Source organism: Streptomyces sp. NPDC057307 (genome assembly GCF_042667665.1).
Classification (GTDB): Bacteria; Actinomycetota; Actinomycetes; order Streptomycetales; family Streptomycetaceae; genus Streptomyces.
Map to the genome: position 1 here is coordinate 1 of NZ_JBHUZM010000150.1, position 17,751 is coordinate 17,751.

A 17,751-nucleotide genomic window follows, 5' to 3' on the forward strand; every position below is an offset into this window, starting at 1 on the left:
CCTCCCCTCGTGGGCGCGCCGGGGCCGGGACATACCGCTGTCAGCCCTCCAGCTCCCGCGCCTGACGGAGCCAGCCGGTGAACAGCTCCACGTCGATGTCCGCCCCGGAACGGAGCTTGACGCCCGCCATCTCCCGTGCGGCGGCCTCAAGTCGGCCGGAAGGGTCGTTGATCTGTTGGCCCTTCCAGAGGCCGAAGGTGACGTAGGAGCTGTACGCCTTGATCAGCGCGACGGGCCGTTCGCCGGGTGCCACGCCCAGACTCCACACCGGATGGCCGTGCCACATGGCCGGGTCCACACCGGTCAGAGCCGCGTCCACGACCTTCCTCACGTCCTCGGCGACGCCGCGCAGGGAGTCGTCGAGGGAGGCGAGGTACGCGTCGACGGTCTCGAACTTGGCCATGGGGATCAAACCTCCGTTTGGTGAGAGCAACTGAGGTGTTGACCGTGGACGTGGACGAAACTCATCGCGCGGCCGCGAAACAGGACGTGGGGTCGGGTGTGGGGTCGGGCGCCGGATCAGGCGGGGCTAGTCGTCTTCCTGCGCCGCGACGAAGGCGGCGATGGCCTCGGAGATGTATGTCTCGGCCACCGCCTTGTCGAGACCGAGTCCGCTGAGCACCCCCTTGCCGTCCTCCAGTTCCAGCAGGGCGAGCAGGATGTGCTCGGTCCCGATGTAGTTGTGCCCCATACGCAGGGCCTCGCGGAAGGTGAGTTCGAGGGCCTTCTTCGCGCCCGCGTCGTACGGAATCAACTCGGGCACGCTCGGCACGGCCGGCGGCAGGACCGCCTCGACCGCGTCGCGCAGGGCCTCCGCCGTCACGCCCTGCGCGACGAGGGCTCGCGCCCCGATGCCCTTGGGCTCGCTGAGGAGCCCGAGCGCGAGGTGCTCCGGTCGGGTCTGGTCGTTGCCCGCGGCGCGGGACTCCTCCTGGGCGGCCATCACCACCAGCCTGGCCCGGTCGGTGAAGCGGCTGAACCCCTGACTGGCGTCGAGGTCGGACCCCTCGCCCGGCTTCGCGACGAACCGCTTCTGGGCGGCCTGCCGGGTGACCCCCATGCTGCGGCCGATGTCGGTCCATGAGGCGCCGGAGCGTCGTGCCTGATCCACGAAGTGGCCGATCAGGTGATCGGCCACATCGCCCAGATGATCCGCGGCGATGACCGCGTCCGAAAGCTGGTCGAGAGCGTCGGTGTGAACCTTCTTGATGGCGTCGATCAGATCGTCGAGCCGGATGGGATGCGTCATGTGTCAACCTTAGGTTGACACATAGAGAGTGTCAACTCGCAGTTGACATTCTGTCGGGGGTGTCGTGAAAGCGAGGGGAGGACCGGAAACGCCGGAAGAACGCGCGGACGTCGTCGGTGAACAGGCCGGGTTCCTCCATGGCGGCGAAGTGGCCGCCGCGGTCGAACTCCGACCAGTGGACGATGGTGTTGTCCCGCTCGGCGAGCCGCCGCACCGGCCGGGCCGTATCGGCGCCGAAGACCGCCACGCCGGTCGGCGTCGTCAGCCGCCCGCCGCGTGGGGGGCGGGGCGGGTGGGCGGCCTCCCAGTAATGACGGGCGGAGGATCCGGCGGTCGCGGTCAGCCAGTAGAGCATCACGTCGGTGAGGAGCCGGTCGCGGGGCACCGCGTCCTCGGGCGTCTCCGTGGAGTCCGTCCTCCCGGTCGCTCAGCCCTCCAGGACCGTCAGATCGAGCCGGTCCAGCCGCTCGGGGTCGTTGAGGATCGCGATGGACGCGATCCTGCCGTTCGTGATCGTGAACGCCAGGACCGAGATCGGTCGCCCGTCCGCCGTCGCGACAACTCCCGCCGCGCCGTTGACGAGCGCGGGCCGTGACACCCCGGCGAACCGTGCCGCGAAGATCGCCCCGCCCGCGACCGCCGCCGCACCGCGCACCAGCCCGCCCGGGCGCAGCGTGCCGCCGTCCGAGCGCACCACGATGTCCGGGTCGAGCAGCGCGACGAGCGCGTCGAAGTCGCCGTCCCGGGCCGCCGCGAGGAACGCGTCCACGACCTCGCGCTGCTTGGCGACATCCGGGTCGGGGGTCGGAACCGCCCCGTGCACCCGCCGCCGGGCCCGGCTGGCGAGCTGGCGCGCGGCGGCCGGGGTGCGGCCGACGACGGGGGCGATCTCGTCGAAGGGGACGGCGAACAGGTCGTGCAGGACGAAGGCCAGCCGTTCGGCGGGAGCCAGCGCTTCGAGCACCACGAGCAGCGCCAGGCCGACCGAGTCCGCCAGTAGCGCCTCCTGCTCCGGGTCGACGCCGTCCACACCGCTGATGATCGGGTCCGGCAGCCGTACGCGCTCCTCCAGCGGGTCCTCACGCCGTGCGGTACGCGCGCGCAGCATGTCCAGACAGACGCGGCCCACGACCGTCGTCAGCCAGCCGCCCAGATTCCCGACCTCGCTCGTGTCGGAGCGGTGGAGCTTGAACCACGCCTCCTGGACTGCGTCGTCGGCCTCGCTCAGCGAACCGAGCATCCGGTAGGCCACCGCCCGCAGATGGGTGCGGTGCGCCTCGAAGCGCCGCGCCAGGAACTCGTTCTCGTCCATCGCCGTACCTCCGCCGTACCTCTCGACCTGCCCCGTCGGTGCGTTCCCTCACGGTGATGACGGACGGGAGCCGGCCGATGTGACGAGAAGTGGCCGATCGCCTTCAGCGGTTGTCGGCCCGCCGCAGCCGCGTGAGCCACGGATGCGGGCCGTTCACGCCGTACGTCAGGGGGATCGCGCCCGCGAGCCAGTCACGCCGGTCGTCGGTGAGCAGCGGCAGCGTGGTGGTGAAGTCTTCCTCGTCCTTGGGGCGTGGCGCCTTCGCCTTGTAGTAGAGCTGCACCTCGGGTGCCAGGTACGGCACACCGTCGGCGGAGGTCATGCCCAGTTCGTGGACAGGCCTGCGTATGTCGCCGTGGGGCCGGAAGGACCGGCCCACGGCGAGTTCGATCGCGTAACCGCCCCCGATCCACCATGGGCACGGCAGACCGGAGAACAGCCGCACCACCTCGGCGAGCGGTGCGGGCTCCCATGTGCCGAGCGAGGCGTCGGGGGCGGGTCCCGAACCGGGCCCACGCCCGGGTCCGCGTTCGGCACGGTGGTCACTCCGTCAGGGCCGGCGGCAGCCCCATCGCGTCGGCGAGGGCGTCGATCTCGGATGTGAGCAGGGTGCTTCCACGGTGTCCCATGCCCGAGAACTGCCCCTGGATCTCCAGGCTCACCGCCCCGTGCATCCGCGACCAGACGGTGATCGCACCCGCGAGAGCCGGACCGGGATCGGCCTCGGGGGCGTATGCCCGTACCCACTCGGCCACCGCGGGTGTGCTCTCGTCCCAGGCCCCCAGCTCGGCCTCCAGGGCTTTCGCCGCCGACCGGGGCGACCCCTGGGCGAGCACCGCCAGGAACGGGCCGAGGACGGCCCGCGCGCTGTCGACCGTCTCGCTCGGGGCCTCGTAGCCGGGCGACGGGGAGCCCGCCAGCAGCTGGTACAGATGCGGGACCTCGACGGCCCACTTCCGGTACGTGGCGGCCAGCGCGTGCAGCCTCTCCCGGGCCGGCCTGTCCGCGGTGCGGGCGGCCTCGGCCCGCACCGCGGAGGCGACTGCCTCGTAGCCTTCGATGATCAGCTCGGTGAGCAGGGCGTCCCGGCTGCCGAAGTACTTGTAGAGCGCCGGGCCGGTGACCCCCAGCTCCTTGGCGATCGCGTTGAGACTGAGCGACGCGGGGCCGCCCTCGCCGATCTGCCGCAGCGCGACCTGCTTGATCTCCGCGCGTACGTGCTCGCGGTAGCGCTGCCGGGGAGTGTCCTTGCCGACCGGCACGGGTGCAGCCTTTCGTTACTTAGAGGGTCTAGCTTTTCATTGCAACTGTAGCTTTTGTGAATCCGGTCGAGCAAGCGCGGTCACCAGGCGGGTGACACCGGCCAGGGTGAGGGCGAGGACCATCAGCGCCGCGCTCACCCACACCGGTGAGCGGAAGCCGTGGCCCGCGTCGATGGTCAGCCCGCCGAGCCACGGCCCGGCCGCGGCGCCGATGTTGAAGGCGGCCGTGGCGAAGGAACCGGCCAAGGTCGGTGCGCCGGGAGCGAGTTGGAACACCTGCGAGATCATCGCCGAACCGGTGCCGAACGCGAGCATCCCCTGGACGAAGACCAGGGCGATCGCGGCCACCGGACTCACCGCGCTGAGCGCCAGCGCGCTCCAGCCGAGCGCCAGGGATGACATGCCGGCCACGACGAAGGCGCTCCGCCGCGCGTCGGCGACGCGGCCCGAAAGGGTGACGCCGACGAGCGACCCCACGCCGAACAGGGCCAGCAGGGCGGGCACCCATCCCGCGCCGAGCCCGGTGACGCGGGTGGCGAGCGGTTCGAGATAGGAGAAGGCGCAGAACGTCGCGCCCTGGACGAGCGCCATCGCCAGCAGCGTGAGCAGCACGCGCCGGCCGGTGAGGGAACGCAACTCCTCGCGCACCGTGGGCGGCGCCTCGCTGCCGGTCGAAGGGCTCGTGGCCGTGGCGGTGGCCGTCGCGGGCCGCTCGTCCGGGACCGACGTCACGATCGCGACGAGCGCCGGCAGCGACACCAGGGCCACCGCCCAGAACGCGGCCCGCCACCCCAGGTGCTCACCCAGCAGCGCCCCGGCGGGCACCCCAACCACGCAGGCGACGGTGACACCCCCGACCACGACCGACGTGGCGCGCGCCCGCGCCGCCGGCTCGACCATCGCGAGGGCGGCGACCAGGGCGACCGCCCAGAATCCCGCGTTGGCCAGCGCCCCGACGATCCGGGTCGCGAGCAGCACCTCGTAGCTGGGGGTGACGGCGCCGGCGACATGCGCGGCGACGAAGACGGACAGGAAGATCAACAGCGCGCGCCGGCGCGGCCATCGGCGGCTGAACAGCGCCATCAGCGGCGCGCCGATCACCATCCCCACGGCGAAGGCCGACGTCAGCAGGCCGGCGGCCGGGATGGACACGTGCAGATCCTCGGCGATGCCCGAGAGGAGCCCGGACAGCATGAACTCGGAGGTGCCCTGGGCGAAGACGGCAAGCCCGAGCACGTAGACAGCGAATGGCATGAAGGAACCCCATGGAAGGCAGCAAGAATTGACGGGCTGTCAGATGATGCGAGGGGGAGTGGGCCGCGCCCGTACGGCATGACGGATCGTCAAGGCGTAGGGCGACGCGGCGGAGATCCACCGACGGTCAGCCCCGCCCGGAGAGTTCACGGACGGTGGCCAGAACCGACTGGACGGATCGGGAGACGCTTGAAGGGCGGCCCACACGACGGTGGACCGGCGGCAACAGCCGAACCGAGCGCTCACCCACGACCTCACACGGTCGCGCGGCGTCAACTCGACAGCGGATCAGCCACCGGGCGACCGGTGGCTAGAGTCTGTCGGACTCGGGGCTGCTCATGATCGGCAAACTACCAGCCGTGGGCCCGTGCTCTCCACCCGTTTAACGATGTGCGGGCACGGCGACGAGCCACTACCTTCGCGGGCATGGAAGAGCGACCCGTGGGCATCGAGGACTCCGATGTGCGGCAAGCGCTGAACGCGTGGGGGATCACCCCCGTGACCTGGGAGTACGCCCCCGTCGGCTTCGGCGACTACCACTGGACCGCCACGGACGCGCAAGAGCGGCGGTGGTTCGTGACCGTGGCCGATCTGGCGCACAAGAGCTGGTACGGGGACGGGTCGGAGGCCGCCCGCCGTGGACTGCGCGCCGCCATGGACACCGCCGTCGCCCTGCGTGGCGCGGAATCGGACGGCCTGGACTTCGTGGTGGCACCGGTGCGGACCGCCGACGGCGAGACGGTACGGGGGCTGGGTACCGGGCACGCGGTCAGCGTGTTCCCGCTCGTACCGGGCGTGCCCGGCCACTTCGGCGACACCCTCACCGCGCACGACCGGGGCCTGGTGCTGGACCTGCTCGCCAGGCTCCACCGGACGGCTCCGCCGGCCTCGGCCCGCGTACTGCCGCCGGAATTCGCGACACGCCCCCAACTGGAGCGTGCGCTCCGGGAGTTGGACAGCACGTGGGACGGCTTCGGACCGTTCGCCGACCCCGCCAGAGAACTGCTCGCGGACCACGCCACCGCCCTGCGCGGTCGACTCGACGAATTCGACCGACGCGCGCGGGAGTTGCGGGCGGGCGAAGCGCCGCTCGTCATCACGCACGGCGAGCCGCACCCCGGCAATCTGCTGCGGGCGGGGGAGCGACGGCTGCTGCTCGACTGGGACACGGTGGGCCTCGCGGTACCCGAGCGGGACCTCTGGCTGGTCGCGGACGGCCCGGACGACCTCGCCCGGTACGAGGAGGCCGCCGGCCGCAGCCCGGATCCGTCGGCGCTGGCGCTGTACCGCCTCCGCTGGGCCCTGAACGACGTCGCCGAATTCCTCGGGTGGCTTCGCGCACCGCACGACCGGACCCCGGACGCCCGGCAGGCGTGGACGGCGCTGACCGGCACGGTCGAGAGCCTCGTGGCCGAGTCCTAGGCCGCGCTCGACACCCCGCTCGACACCCCGTTCGGCACGCGTGGTCCGATCCGGTGAGTGCGTCGGTGTGGACGCGTTCAGGCCCGTCCCGAGCAGCTATAACCAGCTCATGCTCTATCACTTCGCCGTACGGGAAAACTGGCTGGCCGATCCGGATCGGCCGTACGCGCCGCCGTCCCTGGCCAAGGACGGCACCGTCCACTGCTCTCCGACGGAGGAGGCCGTCCTCAAGGCCGTCGCGCGCTTCCACCAGGAGACGGACGGACTCGTCCTGGTCATCGACGAGCACAGGGTCGACGTCCCCGTCGACTGGGTGGCCCCGCCGTCCCACTCGCCCATGGCCCACCGGCCCGGATTCCGCATGGCACAGCTCCGGGGGCCCCTCAACCGTGACGCCGTGATCCAGCTGATGGATGTGGTCCGCGCCGAGGACGGCCAGGACTGGGGACTGGCCGCGCGGGACGGCTCCACGACGCGGTGACGACCCGCGCGCGCCGGACGGGACTGTGAAGACAGGTCCTAGTATCGACCGCGATGACGCCGATGGACGAAATACTCGACGACGCGATCCGGCGGGCCGACGTCCGTCGGCTGTCCATGGTGCTGGACCCCGCCGACTGCCCGCCGGAGATCTTCCAGCGGCTCCTCCGGCACGGGGACGCGCGCGTACGGTCACTGGGGCTGGCGTTCCTCGGGGAGCGGGCCGCGCTCGGTGAACCGGCCGCACTCGGCGCTCTGTTGCCCACAGCGGTGTCGGCCGCCGGGCCCTCGGCCGACACCTGGACGGCGGACGACGCGCTCGCCCTGGCGGAGCTGTACGCACGGCTCGGACCGTGTGTTCCGAAGCCGTACGCCGTCGCGGGCCGCGCCCCGGCATGGCGTACGGCCGGGCTCCCCGTGCGCGTGAAGATCGCCTGGCTGCGCGCCGAGATCGCCAACGATCCGACGACCGTCCGCCGGGAGCCCGCCGGCGAACCGCTCTACCAGGCCGTACAGGAGACGAGCATCGCGCAGACCCCTCGACCGCGACAGCTGGTGTCGGAGCTGGTGGACAGTGGCGACCGGGTGCTGATGGGCGAGTCGTTGAGGCTGGCCCGGGAAGGGCTGCACGCCGGAATCCTGCCGGCCGGGCCCGTACGCGACCATCTGTCGCGACTGCTCGATCCCAAGGCCGGGGCCGGCGCCGGGGCCGCGACCGTCGCCGCCGCGCTGGCCGAACTCGCCGAGCCCTGGGCGGCGTTGGAGCCCGTGCCGTCCGGTCGGCTGTCCGCCCTCGTGACCGCCGCCGCGGCCACCGAACGACCCGAGGTGGCCGGCGCCGCGCTCACCGCACTCGCCCGGCACGGCCACAGCGGCCCACTGCGGCAGGCCGTCGACGACCCGGATCTGCCGCCCCGGCTGCGACGCCGCGCCCTGGAACTGCTCGGATCGCTCGCCACACGCCACGACATCGCCGAGCTGACGGCCGTCGCCACGCGCGACCCGCTGCTGTTCGGCGAGCCGGCCGTGGCCTGCCTGCGCGGACTCCACCGGCGCGGACACTTCGTGACCGGCCGGGACATGCCCGCCGTCGTCGCACTCGCGCTGGCCGACCACGCCGTCGCACCACGCGAGATCGCGACCATTCTGTTCACCTGCCGGCAGGACCTGCTCCGGCTGCTGACCGATGCCCCCGCCGACGATCCGAGCTGGCCGCGCAGACTCGACCTGCTGGTCGCGCTGGCCGGACAGGGCACGGGCGACGCGGGCGAACTCCCCGTCGGCGACGCCATCACCCGTGCACTCGGGGCGACTTCGGCTCCACGGCCGTTCCTCGCCGCGCTGCGCGCACTACGGCACACGGCCGCGGAGGAGGCCGTACTGGCGCGTCTGACGACAGAGCCCGCCGCCGCGCTCGACACCCTGGAGGCCATCGGGGGACCGCGGACCGCGGCGGCGCTGCGGGACGGGCTCGGACTCACGGCGGCGGACGGCCAGGGCGTCTTCGCACCGCACCTGCGGACCGTACGGAACAGGGCACTTGAGCTGCTCTGGCAGCTCACCGAGGACGTCGCGGAGCGCCGCGACCTCCTCGTACGTCTCGATCCCGCCGACCTGCCCCCACGGATCGCCGCCGATCTCGGCGGCCCCGACGAAGACGAACTGGCCCTGCTCGGCGCCCGCGTGGGCCGGGGCGAACCGGTGGCGGCGCTATGCGGACTGGCCGCCTACGGCGGCGCGGGCACCCTCCCGCTGATCACCGATCTGCTCCTGGACGTGGTCGCCGAACTCGCCCTGGCGGAAAGGACGTTGACGGAACGTCCGCCCGCCTCCCGGCAGCCCGCGTCGTCCCGGCGGCCGGACGGACCGGCGGCCGGCGGCGAGCCGGTCGTGAACGTCGTGCCCGGGGAAGTCCTCGAAGCCGTACGGGAACTGGGGCGCCGGCTCCACGCGCGGCGCAGGATCCGACCGGCCTGCCTGCTCGACGCCGCCGACGCCGACGCGGCCGGCAACGCACTCGCCGCGACCATGGTGCTCGGCCTGCTCGACCGCCCCGGGCCGACCGACGGCGAGCGGGTGATCCTCCTCGAACTGCAGACCCGGATCCCCTACCCGCACATCCGGCCGCGCGTGCACCGGCTGCTCCGCCACCGCGACCCGCACGTGCGCAAACACGTGATCGCGCTGCTCGCCCACGACGCCGACGGAGACGACGCACAGGCACTCTCGGCGAGCCTCATCACCCTCATCACCGCCGACGACATCCAGACCGTACGACAGGCACTGCTCGCCCTCGGCCACGCACGGGCGCGCTGGGCGGCGGGCGCCGTCGCCGCCTGCCTCGACCACCCGAACATGAACATCAAGAAGACCGCGGCCGGAGTACTCGCCCTCGCGGGCACCGCGGCCGCCGTGCCTCAGCTCCTCAACTGGCTGGGCCGCCATGACAATCCAGGGTTCAGGACCGCACTCGTCGAGGCGCTGCGGGCCATCCTCGGTCCCGCCTACGAGGCGACACTGCGCGCCGCCGTCGACCGCACCGAGGAGCCGCGCACCCGACAACTCCTGGGCGCGTGCCTCGCGGACGGCCCGCAGCCCAAGGAGGCGGCGCTCGCCGACTTCGACGCGCTGGAGACCGGCGGCTGGCGGCCCGCCGTCGCGCTGCGGATCGCCGGACGCCCGGAACTGCCCGAATATCTCCCCTTGCGGGGACTGCGGCCGACACACGCGGACTGGCTCGCCCTGGCCGACTCGCTGCCGGACACCATGTCCGGCACACGGGCGCGATCGGTGGAGGTCGCGGTCAGGATCCGCCCGAGCCGACTGTCCGACGACGAGAGGAGGACCTACGCGCGGTACCTCCGGGTCCTGCTCGGCTGCTTCACGGACAAGGCGATGTCGGGTGCGGGCGGACGGGGCATCGTGTCCGTGCTCGGCGAGCTGGCGCCCACGCTGCCGACGGCGGAGAAACGGGCTGTCGCCGCCGCCGTACGCGCGCTGCCCGGCACCGCACCCGCTCCGACGCTGACCCTGCTGCGCGGCTGCGGCGTGGCGCTGACGCGTGCCGATCTGGACCAGGCACTCACGGCGGCGCCCACCGCGCGCGCGGAACGAGACGTACTGCGCGTGGCGTTCGGAATCCCGGACGCCCCTCCGCACGCCCCTCTGACGCCCAACTCCCGCGCCGCACTTGCCGCGTTGGCCGACGACTACCCCACCGCCGACCCCGTGACCAGGTCCGCTCTGCTCGACCGGATGGCGGTGCTCCAGCCCCTGGACGCGCCGCCCTGGACCCTCGGGGAGACCGCCGCCTCCGACCCCGCGCGGACACCGGACCGGACGGTCCGCGCGGACGACCTGGACCAGCCACGTTCGGCGGCCCTGCGCGCGCGTCTGCTGGACATGCTCGACGCACCCGACCCGGACCGGCGCCGTACCGCCGCTCTCGCGCTCCTCAAGTGGCCCGATCCCGACGTCCGTTCGGCGGTGCTGCGCGCGTACCTCCACGGCCGTGTCGACATCGACATACCGGCGGACGCCGTACCGGCCGATGCGCTCGCCGCACTTGAAGGGGCGGGGCGGCAGGGCGACGGGATCCGGTACGACCGGCTGGCCCGGACGGCGGTACGGCTCGACCCGGCCCTCCTGGAACCGCTCGTACCCCGCCTTCTGGAGTGGTGGCAGCAGGCTCCGGATGCCGTTCGACCCGTCCTGAACGCCGTCCCGGCGGACACGCTCGCCGTGATCCTCGGGGAACGCGTCACGGCGGGCGCCTGGGGATTCCTCGACCTGCTGGCCGGCCGTACGCTGCTCCGCACCCCCGCGCTCACGGAGATCCGCCGCCGACTGCGCGCCGAGGGGCGGGACCGCGTCGCCGACAGCCTTCTCCTGGTCGACGGGCCACTGCGCGACCCGGCCGCCGTACCTCAACGCGCCGACACACGAGGGCGGTTGACGGAGCCGACGGGAGACCCGGACGGGCCGTCCCGTCAGGACCTGCTGCGGCTGGCCCGTACCGGCGGCCCCGATCAGATCCGCCGGGCACTCACCCGTCTCACCGAGGAACGCCCCGGCCCGACGGCGACCCCGGCCGCCGACGACCCCGAACTCCGCTCGCTGATAGGTGAGTTGCTGCAGCACCCCCGGCCCCGCGTCCGTCTCCACGCCCACCGGACCTCCCGAGCGCTGTTCGACCGGTCGACATACCTGCACCACACGTCGGCGCTGTTGGGGGACCCGCAGCCGGACGTCGTGCGTTCGGCCGTCCGGACGCTCACCCACGCGGGCTGGGAGCCCGCCGTCCCCGCGATCGTCGCCCTGCTCGACCACCCCCACCCGGTCGTACGCGCCGCGGCGGTCGACGGTCTGCTGCTTCTGGGCCGGCGGGCGGTGCCCGCGCTCCGGCACACGGCCGACCACGCGCGCCCCGACCGACGTTCCCTCTACACGTCCGTGCTCGACCGGATCACGGCGGTCGGCATCGGCGTCGGCGGCGAGATCGGCATCGAAGAGGAGAGAACAACATGATCGTCTGGGTGAACGGCTCCTTCGGCGCGGGCAAGACGACTCTGGTCGCCGAACTGCACAGCCGCTGGCCCGACGCGCTCGTGTACGACCCGGAGCAGGTCGGCATGGTCCTGCGGGACATCGTGGAGGTCCCGACCGGCGACTTCCAGGATCTGCGCCTGTGGCGGCGACAGTTGGTCTCGTTGGCGCTGGGGCTGCTGGAGGAGTACGAGCGCCCCGTCCTGGCGCCGATGACGCTGGTCGACCCGCTCTATGTGAGCGAGGTCTTCGGCGCGTTCGCGGCGGCCGATGTCACCGTGCACCACTTCTTCCTCAAGGTCTCGGCGACCGAGCTGGAGCGCCGCCTCGACACCCGCGACGTCGCACTGGGCAATCCCGAGCGCAACGCCGCCGCCCGCCGGTGGGTCATGGAGCGGGTCCCGCGCTGTGTGGCGGCGGCGGACACCATGCCCGCCGGGACCGTCCTTCTGGACGGCGAGCGGCCGACGGCGGAGCTGGCGGACGACGTACTGAGGCATGTCGGCGTCGGGACATGACACCGAAGAGTCGGGACATGACACCGAGGATCCGAGAGCGGGATCAGAGCCGCGGCTGAGCCGGGAAGCCCGTCCAGCGCAGTTCGGCCGGCAGATGCCCCATGTCGTTGTAGAGCAGCACGGATGACGGGCGGTCCGGCGCGTAACGGATGACGGTCAGGGCCGCGTTGCCGTGATTGAGCCCCATCCAGCGCCAGGGCGGGGCGTCGAGTGCGTCCCGTACGAGCCAGCCGATGAGGAAGTTGTGCGTCACCACCAGCTCGTGACGCGGCTCGACGCCCCGCACCGGCCCGGTGAACCGCGCCAGCGCCTCCCGCGCCAATTCCGGTCCCCGTTCGCGCTCTTCGGCGGGGAACCGTGCCAGGCGCTCCAGCATCGGGCCCGCGTGGTCCGGGGGCAGCTCGCCCTCGTGCGGTACGTACGGGATGTAGTCGTCGGCCAGGTCGGACAACTCGCACTCCACGCCGTCCAGTTGGTCGTGGATCAGGCGGGCCGTGCGCGCCGCCCTCGGCAGCGGTCCGTGCCGGATCACCGAGAGCGGGCTGCTCCGTAGCCGCTCGCCGAGCAGTACGGCCTGCCGCCGGCCGTTCTCGGTGAGGTCGCTCTCGTCGGCCGAGGCTTCACCGTGCCGCGCCAGATAGAGGTGGCGCGTGGCTGTCGCGGTCATGGGTGCGCCGGGGCCTTCCCCGGCGTTCGTGATCTTGCGCATGTCCGGACGGACGCGCGCTTCTCCCTGTCCGGTTCCGGGGCCCGCAGTCACCCGCCCGCTTCCGGGCCGGCGCTCTCCCGCCCGCGGAGTCCCCGCTTGACATCGCCACGCAATGGGCTGACACTCTAGTTATAGCTTCTAACTCAAGCGAGAAGAACGTTGAAGGGGTGAGTGTCATGAGTGATCTGCGACAGGCCAACGACCGAGCGGTGATGATGGAGGTCGTGCTGCCCGGCATCGTCGAGCCGGCCGGACTGCAGGTACGGAAGCAGCCCGTGCCCGCCCCCGGCCCCGGTCAGGTCCTTCTTGTGATGGAGGCGTCCGGCGTCTCCTTCGCCGAGCAGCAGATGCGGCGGGGTAAGTACTACGACCAGCCGCCCTACCCCTTCACCCCCGGATACGACGTCGTGGGCACCGTCGCGGCGGTCGGGGCCGGCGGGGACGCGTCGCTCGTCGGGCGCCGGTTCGCCGTGCTCACCAAGACCGGCGGCTGGGCCAGCCACCTGCTCGTACCGGCGGCCGAACTGGTCGAGGTGCCCGCCGGTGTCGACGCGGCCGAGGCCGAGACCCTGGTGGTGAACGGCATCACCGCCATGCAGATGCTGCACCGCGTCGCCGACGTGAGGTCGGGCCAGACCGTGCTCGTACTCGGCGCCAACGGCGGCGTCGGATCCACCCTCGTCCAGCTCGCCCGCCGCGCCGGCGCCCGTGTCATCGGGACGGCGTCCGCCCGGCACCAGGAGACCGTCCGGGAGCTGGGTGCCATCCCGATCGACTACCGCACGCCCGACCTCACCGCGGAGGTCCGGAAGATCGCCCCGAACGGCGTGGACGCGGTCTTCGACCACATCGGCGGTGACGGCATCGTCGCGTCGTTCGGGCTCCTCGCTCCCGGCGGGACACTCGTGTCGTACGGCACGGCCTCGACCCGCGACGCGGGCGGCTCGTCCAAGCTGCCGGTCCTGAAGCTCGTCGGCCGGCTCCAGCTCTGGAACGCGCTGCCCAACGGCAAGAGCGCCCACTTCTTCAACATCTGGGCGGGCAAGCGGCGCGCCGCCGCCTTCCGGGCGAAGCTCGCCGCCGACCTCACCGAGGTGCTGACCCTGCTCGCCGACGGGGAGATCAAGCCGCAGGTGGCCGCGCGTCTGCCGCTGTCGCAGGCCGCCGACGCGATGAGCCTGGCCGAGTCCGGCACGGTGACGGGAAAGGTCGTGCTGATCCCGGACGCCGCGTAGGACGCGGAGTGGGGGTGAGGGGCGTGGACCAGGCGTGACTCCCCACCGCCGGCGGTCGTTCAGGCCAGGAACGCCGCCGTGGCCGCCACGAACCGGTCGGGGTCGTCGCGCCACGGGAAGTGCCCCGCGCCGGGCTGGACGACGAGTTCGGCCTTCGGGAACAGCCCGGCGAACTCGGTCACGGTGACCGGCGGGGCTCCGGGGTCGACCTCGCCCGCGAGCAGCAGCACCGGCCCCTCGAACCGGCCGAGCGCCGCGCGCGTGGCGTCCGGGTCGAAGGCGCCCTCCCCGGCGAACACACCCGCCGCCTCGTCGTTGCGCTGCGCCTCCCCGGCGGCCTCGAAGACCTGCGCCTCCTCGTCCCAACGGCCGTAGGAGAACGGTGTGATGGCCTGCCAGGTGTCGGCGGTCGCGCGGCCCTCGGTGATCGCCTCCAGCGCCGCGTACGCCGCCGGGAACCATGGCTCGTCGTGCCGCGCCCGTACCGTCTCCCGCCGCACTTCCCCCGGGATCGGGATACCGACCGCCCAGACACTCGGCGTGATCAACGCGAGCCGGCCGACGCGCTCCGGGTGGCGGGCCACGTACAGCGCCGCCAGATTCACCCCGCCGGAGTGGCCGAGCAGGTCCATCCGGTCCAGACCGAGACGCACGCGCAGCGCCTCGACGTCGTCGACGAGCCGGTCGCAGCGGTACGACGCCGGGTCCTCCGGCACGGCGGACCCGCCGGTGCCACGGGGGTCCAGCATGATCAGCCGCCGGTGCGCCGAGAGACCGCCCAGCTCGCCGAGGTACTCGGAGGACTGCATGGGGCCGCCGGGCAGGCAGACCAGGGGAGGGCCCTCACCGAATACGTGATAGGCGAGTCGTGTGTCGTCAGGTGCGGAGTAGGTAGGCATCGCGCAGACCTTGTCAGCGGCGCCGACCGGCGGCAACCGGGTTTCCGGGCCGGAGGCCGACCCGGCCGGCTCCCGGACCCGTTCGCGAGCCGCACCCGGCCCCCGTTCCCGGACCTGCCCCCGCCGAGCCGCACACGCTCCGGGCCGCGTTCTCACGTCGAGTCGCGCACCACCAACGTCGTGGGGAGCACGAGCTGCTGGTGCGCCGTCGCGGGCTCGGCGATCTCCGCCAGGAGCAGCCTCGTGATCGAGCGCCCGATCGCCTCGATGGGCTGCCGCACACTGGTCAGCGCCGGTGTCGTATGCCGGGCGATGACCGAGTCGTCGAAGCCGATCACCGCCACGTCGTCGGGCACCCGCCGCCCCCGCTCGCGCAGTTCGGCCAGTGCCCCCACCGCCATGACGTCCGACGCGGCGAAGACGGCGTCGATGGCGGGGGCGCGGTCGAGCAGGTCGCGCATCGCCGTACGCCCGCCCTCCTCGGTGAAGTCCGAGACCGCGACAAGGCGTTCGTCCACCGCCGTGCCCCGTTCGGCCAGCGCCTCGCGCCAGCCCCGTAGCCGGCTGTTGCCGACGTCCATGTCGAGCGGCCCGGTGATCGTCGCGATCGTGGTGCGCCCGGCGTCGATCAGGTGCCGCACGGCTGTCGCCGCGCCCCCGACGTTGTCGGAGTGGACATGGCTCAGGGACTCGTCGGGCGAGCGCCGGCCCGCCAGGACGGTCGGCATCCGCATCTCCTCGAGCAGGCCGGGCAGCGGGTCGTCGTCGTGGATCGACACCAGCAGGACGCCGTCCACCCGGCGCGCCGCCGCGAAGCGCGTCAGCCGGTCCAGCTCGCGCCGGTCGCGCACCAGGATGAGCAGCAACTGCATCTCGGTGTCGGCCAGTTCCGTACTCACGCCGCGGATCACGGCGGAGAAGTACGGCTCCGCCGCCAGCCGGCTCTCCGACTCGGGGATCACCAGCGCGACGCAGTCCGTCCGGCTCGTGACGAGGCTGCGCGCCGCCGGGTTGGGTATGTAGTTCAGCTGCGTGATGGCCGTCTCGACAGCCGCGCGCGCCTTCGCGCTGACACCGGGCGCACCGTTGACGACCCGCGAAACCGTCCCGCGTCCCACGCCCGCCAGCTCGGCGACGGCTTCAAGAGTTGGCCGCTGACCTCGGTGTTTGGGGCTGCTCATCGCTTCTCCTGATCTCTGCCCCGGAGGGCGGCCCGGTTACCGCCTGCGCAGGGCACTTGACCCGCGAGGTACCGCTCCGCCCCGCTCGGCGCCGGACATCTCCGGGCAACGGAAATGTCTTCAACTCTTGACACGGTGCGACGTTCTCCGCAGAGTCTTCCACAACCGACTGGGAGCGCTCCCATTCTCCCGTTCACCGGATGACGGGCCCGCGTCCGGTGTGTTCATCGAGTCACTTTTCGGCGCGTCGAGCGCCCCGCAAGGAGGAAGCACATGGGCACCGCCCGTCATCGCTTCGGATCCATCTTCTCTGCCCGTCCGTCCCGCTTCCCGTCCCGCCTCCCGAACCGCTTTCCGACCTTCGCCGCCGTCACCGCGGCCGGTCTGTCCCTCGTGCTCGTCGCCGGCTGCGGAGGCGGTGGCGACACGGGCAAGGCGAAGACGAAGGACGGCAAGACCGTCGTCAGCATGGGGATGTTCGGCGTCATGGGGTTCAAGGAGTCGGGGCTCCTCGACCGGTACATGGAGGAGAATCCCGACATCGTCATCGAGGCCGACGTGTCCGGCGACGAGCAGACGTACTACACGGCGCTCCAGACACATCTGGCCGCGGGCAGCGGCCTCAAGGACATCCAGGGCATAGAGATAGGCCGGGCGAAGGAACTGGTGGACACCCAGTCGGGCAAGTTCGCCGACCTGTCCAAGACGCCCGGTCTCGACCACTACCTGCCGTGGAAGTCGAGCCAGGTCACCACGGAGGACGGCAAGCTTCTGGGACTCGGCACGGACATCGGCCCGATGGCCGTCTGCTACCGCAAGGACCTGTTCGAGCAGGCCGGACTGCCGACCGAGCGTGCCGAGGTCGAGAAGCTGTGGGCGGGCGACTGGTCCAAGTACGTCGATGTCGGGCGGGACTTCAAGAGCGGGACCAAGAACAAGAAGCTCGCCTTCATGGACAGTTCGAGCGGTCTGTTCAACGCGATGATCTACGGCGACGAGCAGCAGTTCTACGACAAGAGCGGCAAGCTCATCTACCGGGACAACCCCGTGGTCAAGGACGCCTGGGCGCTCGCGGCCGACGCCGCCAAGTCCGGCCTGACCGCCAAACTGCGGCAGTTCCAGCCGGGCTGGGACCCGGGACTGGCCAACGGCACGTTCGCCACGGCGGTCTGCCCCGCGTGGATGCTCTCGCACATCAGCGAGAAGGCGGGACCGGCGAACAAGGGCAAGTGGGACGTGGCCAAGGCGCCCAAGGGCGCCAACTGGGGCGGCGCGTTCCTCGGGGTGATGGAGAACAGCCCCGTGAAGAAGGAGGCGGCCGATCTGATCGCCTGGCTGACCGCGCCCGAGCAGCAGGCGTACATCTTCGAGAAGCTCGGCAACTTCCCGTCCTCGAAGGCCGCGCTGGACATGCCCGCCGTGGCCGACGGCAAGTCCGCCTACTTCAGCGACGCGCCGATCGGCCAGATCTTCGGCGACGCGGCGAAGGAGATCCCGGACGAGCAGGTCCTCGGGCGCAAGGACGGCACGATCAAGGACGCGTTCTCGGCCGGTCTCCAGCTGATCGAGGCACAGGGCAAGAGCGCGGACGCGGCGTGGAAGACGACGGACGAGCGCATCGAGAAGGCCACGCGCTGACCGGCGGGGCGGTCCCGGCGGCCGGTGTCACCTGACCGGCCCGGCCG

At 72.1% G+C, this 17,751-nt stretch carries 16 protein-coding genes; 6 read left to right on the top strand and 10 right to left on the bottom strand.

From position 1 onward, the window contains the following. Positions 1-40: 40 nt before the first annotated feature. From ACFUN8_RS31945 to ACFUN8_RS31975, 7 genes are all read right to left on the bottom strand, one after another. Positions 41-403 (bottom strand): DUF1801 domain-containing protein, encoded by a 363-nt coding sequence (locus tag ACFUN8_RS31945; protein ID WP_383645315.1) that lies wholly within the window; start codon positions 401-403, stop codon positions 41-43. 126 nt (positions 404-529) lie between these two features. After that, on the bottom strand, positions 530-1,249 hold the full coding sequence (locus ACFUN8_RS31950; RefSeq protein ID WP_383645318.1) for a Clp protease N-terminal domain-containing protein: 720 nt from the start codon (positions 1,247-1,249) through the stop codon (positions 530-532). A gap of 31 nt (positions 1,250-1,280) precedes the next feature. Then, a complete protein-coding gene (locus ACFUN8_RS31955) occupies positions 1,281-1,634 on the bottom strand; it encodes an alpha/beta fold hydrolase (RefSeq protein WP_383645321.1) in 354 nt (117 codons plus the stop codon). A gap of 42 nt (positions 1,635-1,676) precedes the next feature. Further along, the gene (locus ACFUN8_RS31960; protein WP_383645324.1) at positions 1,677-2,561 is read right to left on the bottom strand and encodes a sigma-70 family RNA polymerase sigma factor; all 885 of its coding nucleotides are present in this window, start codon (positions 2,559-2,561) and stop codon (positions 1,677-1,679) included. Positions 2,562-2,664: 103 nt separating this feature from the next. After that, positions 2,665-3,009 carry a nucleotidyltransferase domain-containing protein gene (locus ACFUN8_RS31965; protein WP_383645327.1) on the bottom strand — a complete coding sequence of 115 codons (345 nt, stop codon included), beginning with the start codon at positions 3,007-3,009 and terminating at the stop codon, positions 2,665-2,667. 94 nt (positions 3,010-3,103) lie between these two features. Further along, positions 3,104-3,823: a WHG domain-containing protein gene (locus ACFUN8_RS31970; protein WP_383645330.1), complete on the bottom strand. Its 720-nt coding sequence runs from the start codon at positions 3,821-3,823 to the stop codon at positions 3,104-3,106. 36 nt (positions 3,824-3,859) lie between these two features. Next, positions 3,860-5,077, bottom strand: a complete 1,218-nt coding sequence (locus ACFUN8_RS31975) for a Cmx/CmrA family chloramphenicol efflux MFS transporter (protein ID WP_383645333.1) — start codon at positions 5,075-5,077, stop codon at positions 3,860-3,862. Positions 5,078-5,503: 426 nt separating this feature from the next. On the opposite strand from ACFUN8_RS31975, the gene ACFUN8_RS31980 reads away from it, so the two are divergent. From ACFUN8_RS31980 to ACFUN8_RS31995, 4 genes are all read left to right on the top strand, one after another. After that, a complete protein-coding gene (locus ACFUN8_RS31980; protein ID WP_383645336.1) occupies positions 5,504-6,499 on the top strand; it encodes a phosphotransferase in 996 nt (331 codons plus the stop codon). 109 nt (positions 6,500-6,608) lie between these two features. Continuing rightward, positions 6,609-6,980 (top strand): DUF952 domain-containing protein, encoded by a 372-nt coding sequence (locus ACFUN8_RS31985; protein ID WP_383645339.1) that lies wholly within the window; start codon positions 6,609-6,611, stop codon positions 6,978-6,980. A gap of 53 nt (positions 6,981-7,033) precedes the next feature. Continuing rightward, positions 7,034-11,506, top strand: a complete 4,473-nt coding sequence (locus tag ACFUN8_RS31990; protein WP_383645343.1) for a HEAT repeat domain-containing protein — start codon at positions 7,034-7,036, stop codon at positions 11,504-11,506. Beyond that, positions 11,503-12,042, top strand: a complete 540-nt coding sequence (locus ACFUN8_RS31995) for an AAA family ATPase (RefSeq protein ID WP_383645346.1) — start codon at positions 11,503-11,505, stop codon at positions 12,040-12,042. Before ACFUN8_RS31990 ends, ACFUN8_RS31995 begins: the two co-directional genes overlap by 4 nt. Before the next feature lie 43 nt (positions 12,043-12,085). On the opposite strand, the gene ACFUN8_RS32000 is transcribed toward ACFUN8_RS31995, so the two are convergent. Then, positions 12,086-12,709, bottom strand: coding sequence for a histidine phosphatase family protein (locus ACFUN8_RS32000; RefSeq protein WP_383645361.1), 624 nt, complete (start codon positions 12,707-12,709; stop codon positions 12,086-12,088). A 218-nt stretch (positions 12,710-12,927) separates the two neighbouring features. Between ACFUN8_RS32000 and ACFUN8_RS32005 the strand changes: the two genes are divergently transcribed. Then, on the top strand, positions 12,928-13,986 hold the full coding sequence (locus ACFUN8_RS32005; RefSeq protein ID WP_383645349.1) for a medium chain dehydrogenase/reductase family protein: 1,059 nt from the start codon (positions 12,928-12,930) through the stop codon (positions 13,984-13,986). Positions 13,987-14,045: 59 nt separating this feature from the next. Here ACFUN8_RS32005 and ACFUN8_RS32010 read toward each other — a convergent pair whose 3' ends face one another. Continuing rightward, positions 14,046-14,885 carry an alpha/beta fold hydrolase gene (locus tag ACFUN8_RS32010; protein ID WP_383645352.1) on the bottom strand — a complete coding sequence of 280 codons (840 nt, stop codon included), beginning with the start codon at positions 14,883-14,885 and terminating at the stop codon, positions 14,046-14,048. A 152-nt stretch (positions 14,886-15,037) separates the two neighbouring features. Beyond that, positions 15,038-16,066, bottom strand: coding sequence for a LacI family DNA-binding transcriptional regulator (locus ACFUN8_RS32015; RefSeq protein WP_383645355.1), 1,029 nt, complete (start codon positions 16,064-16,066; stop codon positions 15,038-15,040). Between the two features lie 273 nt (positions 16,067-16,339). Between ACFUN8_RS32015 and ACFUN8_RS32020 the strand changes: the two genes are divergently transcribed. Further along, complete coding sequence (locus ACFUN8_RS32020; RefSeq protein ID WP_383645358.1) at positions 16,340-17,704, top strand: extracellular solute-binding protein; 1,365 nt, start codon at positions 16,340-16,342, stop codon at positions 17,702-17,704. Positions 17,705-17,751: the final 47 nt, after the last annotated feature.

Excerpts from the sequence above, each read along its gene's own strand:
- ACFUN8_RS31945 (WP_383645315.1), bottom strand. The coding sequence starts at position 403 with ATGGCCAAGTTCGAGACCGTCGACGCGTACCTCGCCTCCCTCGACGAC.
- ACFUN8_RS31985 (WP_383645339.1), top strand. The coding sequence starts at position 6,609 with ATGCTCTATCACTTCGCCGTACGGGAAAACTGGCTGGCCGATCCGGAT.
- ACFUN8_RS32020 (WP_383645358.1), top strand. The coding sequence starts at position 16,340 with ATGGGCACCGCCCGTCATCGCTTCGGATCCATCTTCTCTGCCCGTCCG.
- ACFUN8_RS31990 (WP_383645343.1), top strand. The coding sequence starts at position 7,034 with ATGACGCCGATGGACGAAATACTCGACGACGCGATCCGGCGGGCCGAC.
- ACFUN8_RS31975 (WP_383645333.1), bottom strand. The coding sequence starts at position 5,077 with ATGCCATTCGCTGTCTACGTGCTCGGGCTTGCCGTCTTCGCCCAGGGC.
- ACFUN8_RS32000 (WP_383645361.1), bottom strand. The coding sequence starts at position 12,709 with ATGACCGCGACAGCCACGCGCCACCTCTATCTGGCGCGGCACGGTGAA.
- ACFUN8_RS32005 (WP_383645349.1), top strand. The coding sequence starts at position 12,928 with ATGAGTGATCTGCGACAGGCCAACGACCGAGCGGTGATGATGGAGGTC.
- ACFUN8_RS31960 (WP_383645324.1), bottom strand. The coding sequence starts at position 2,561 with ATGGACGAGAACGAGTTCCTGGCGCGGCGCTTCGAGGCGCACCGCACC.
- ACFUN8_RS31980 (WP_383645336.1), top strand. The coding sequence starts at position 5,504 with ATGGAAGAGCGACCCGTGGGCATCGAGGACTCCGATGTGCGGCAAGCG.
- ACFUN8_RS31995 (WP_383645346.1), top strand. The coding sequence starts at position 11,503 with ATGATCGTCTGGGTGAACGGCTCCTTCGGCGCGGGCAAGACGACTCTG.
- ACFUN8_RS32010 (WP_383645352.1), bottom strand. The coding sequence starts at position 14,885 with ATGCCTACCTACTCCGCACCTGACGACACACGACTCGCCTATCACGTA.
- ACFUN8_RS31950 (WP_383645318.1), bottom strand. The coding sequence starts at position 1,249 with ATGACGCATCCCATCCGGCTCGACGATCTGATCGACGCCATCAAGAAG.
- ACFUN8_RS32015 (WP_383645355.1), bottom strand. The coding sequence starts at position 16,066 with ATGAGCAGCCCCAAACACCGAGGTCAGCGGCCAACTCTTGAAGCCGTC.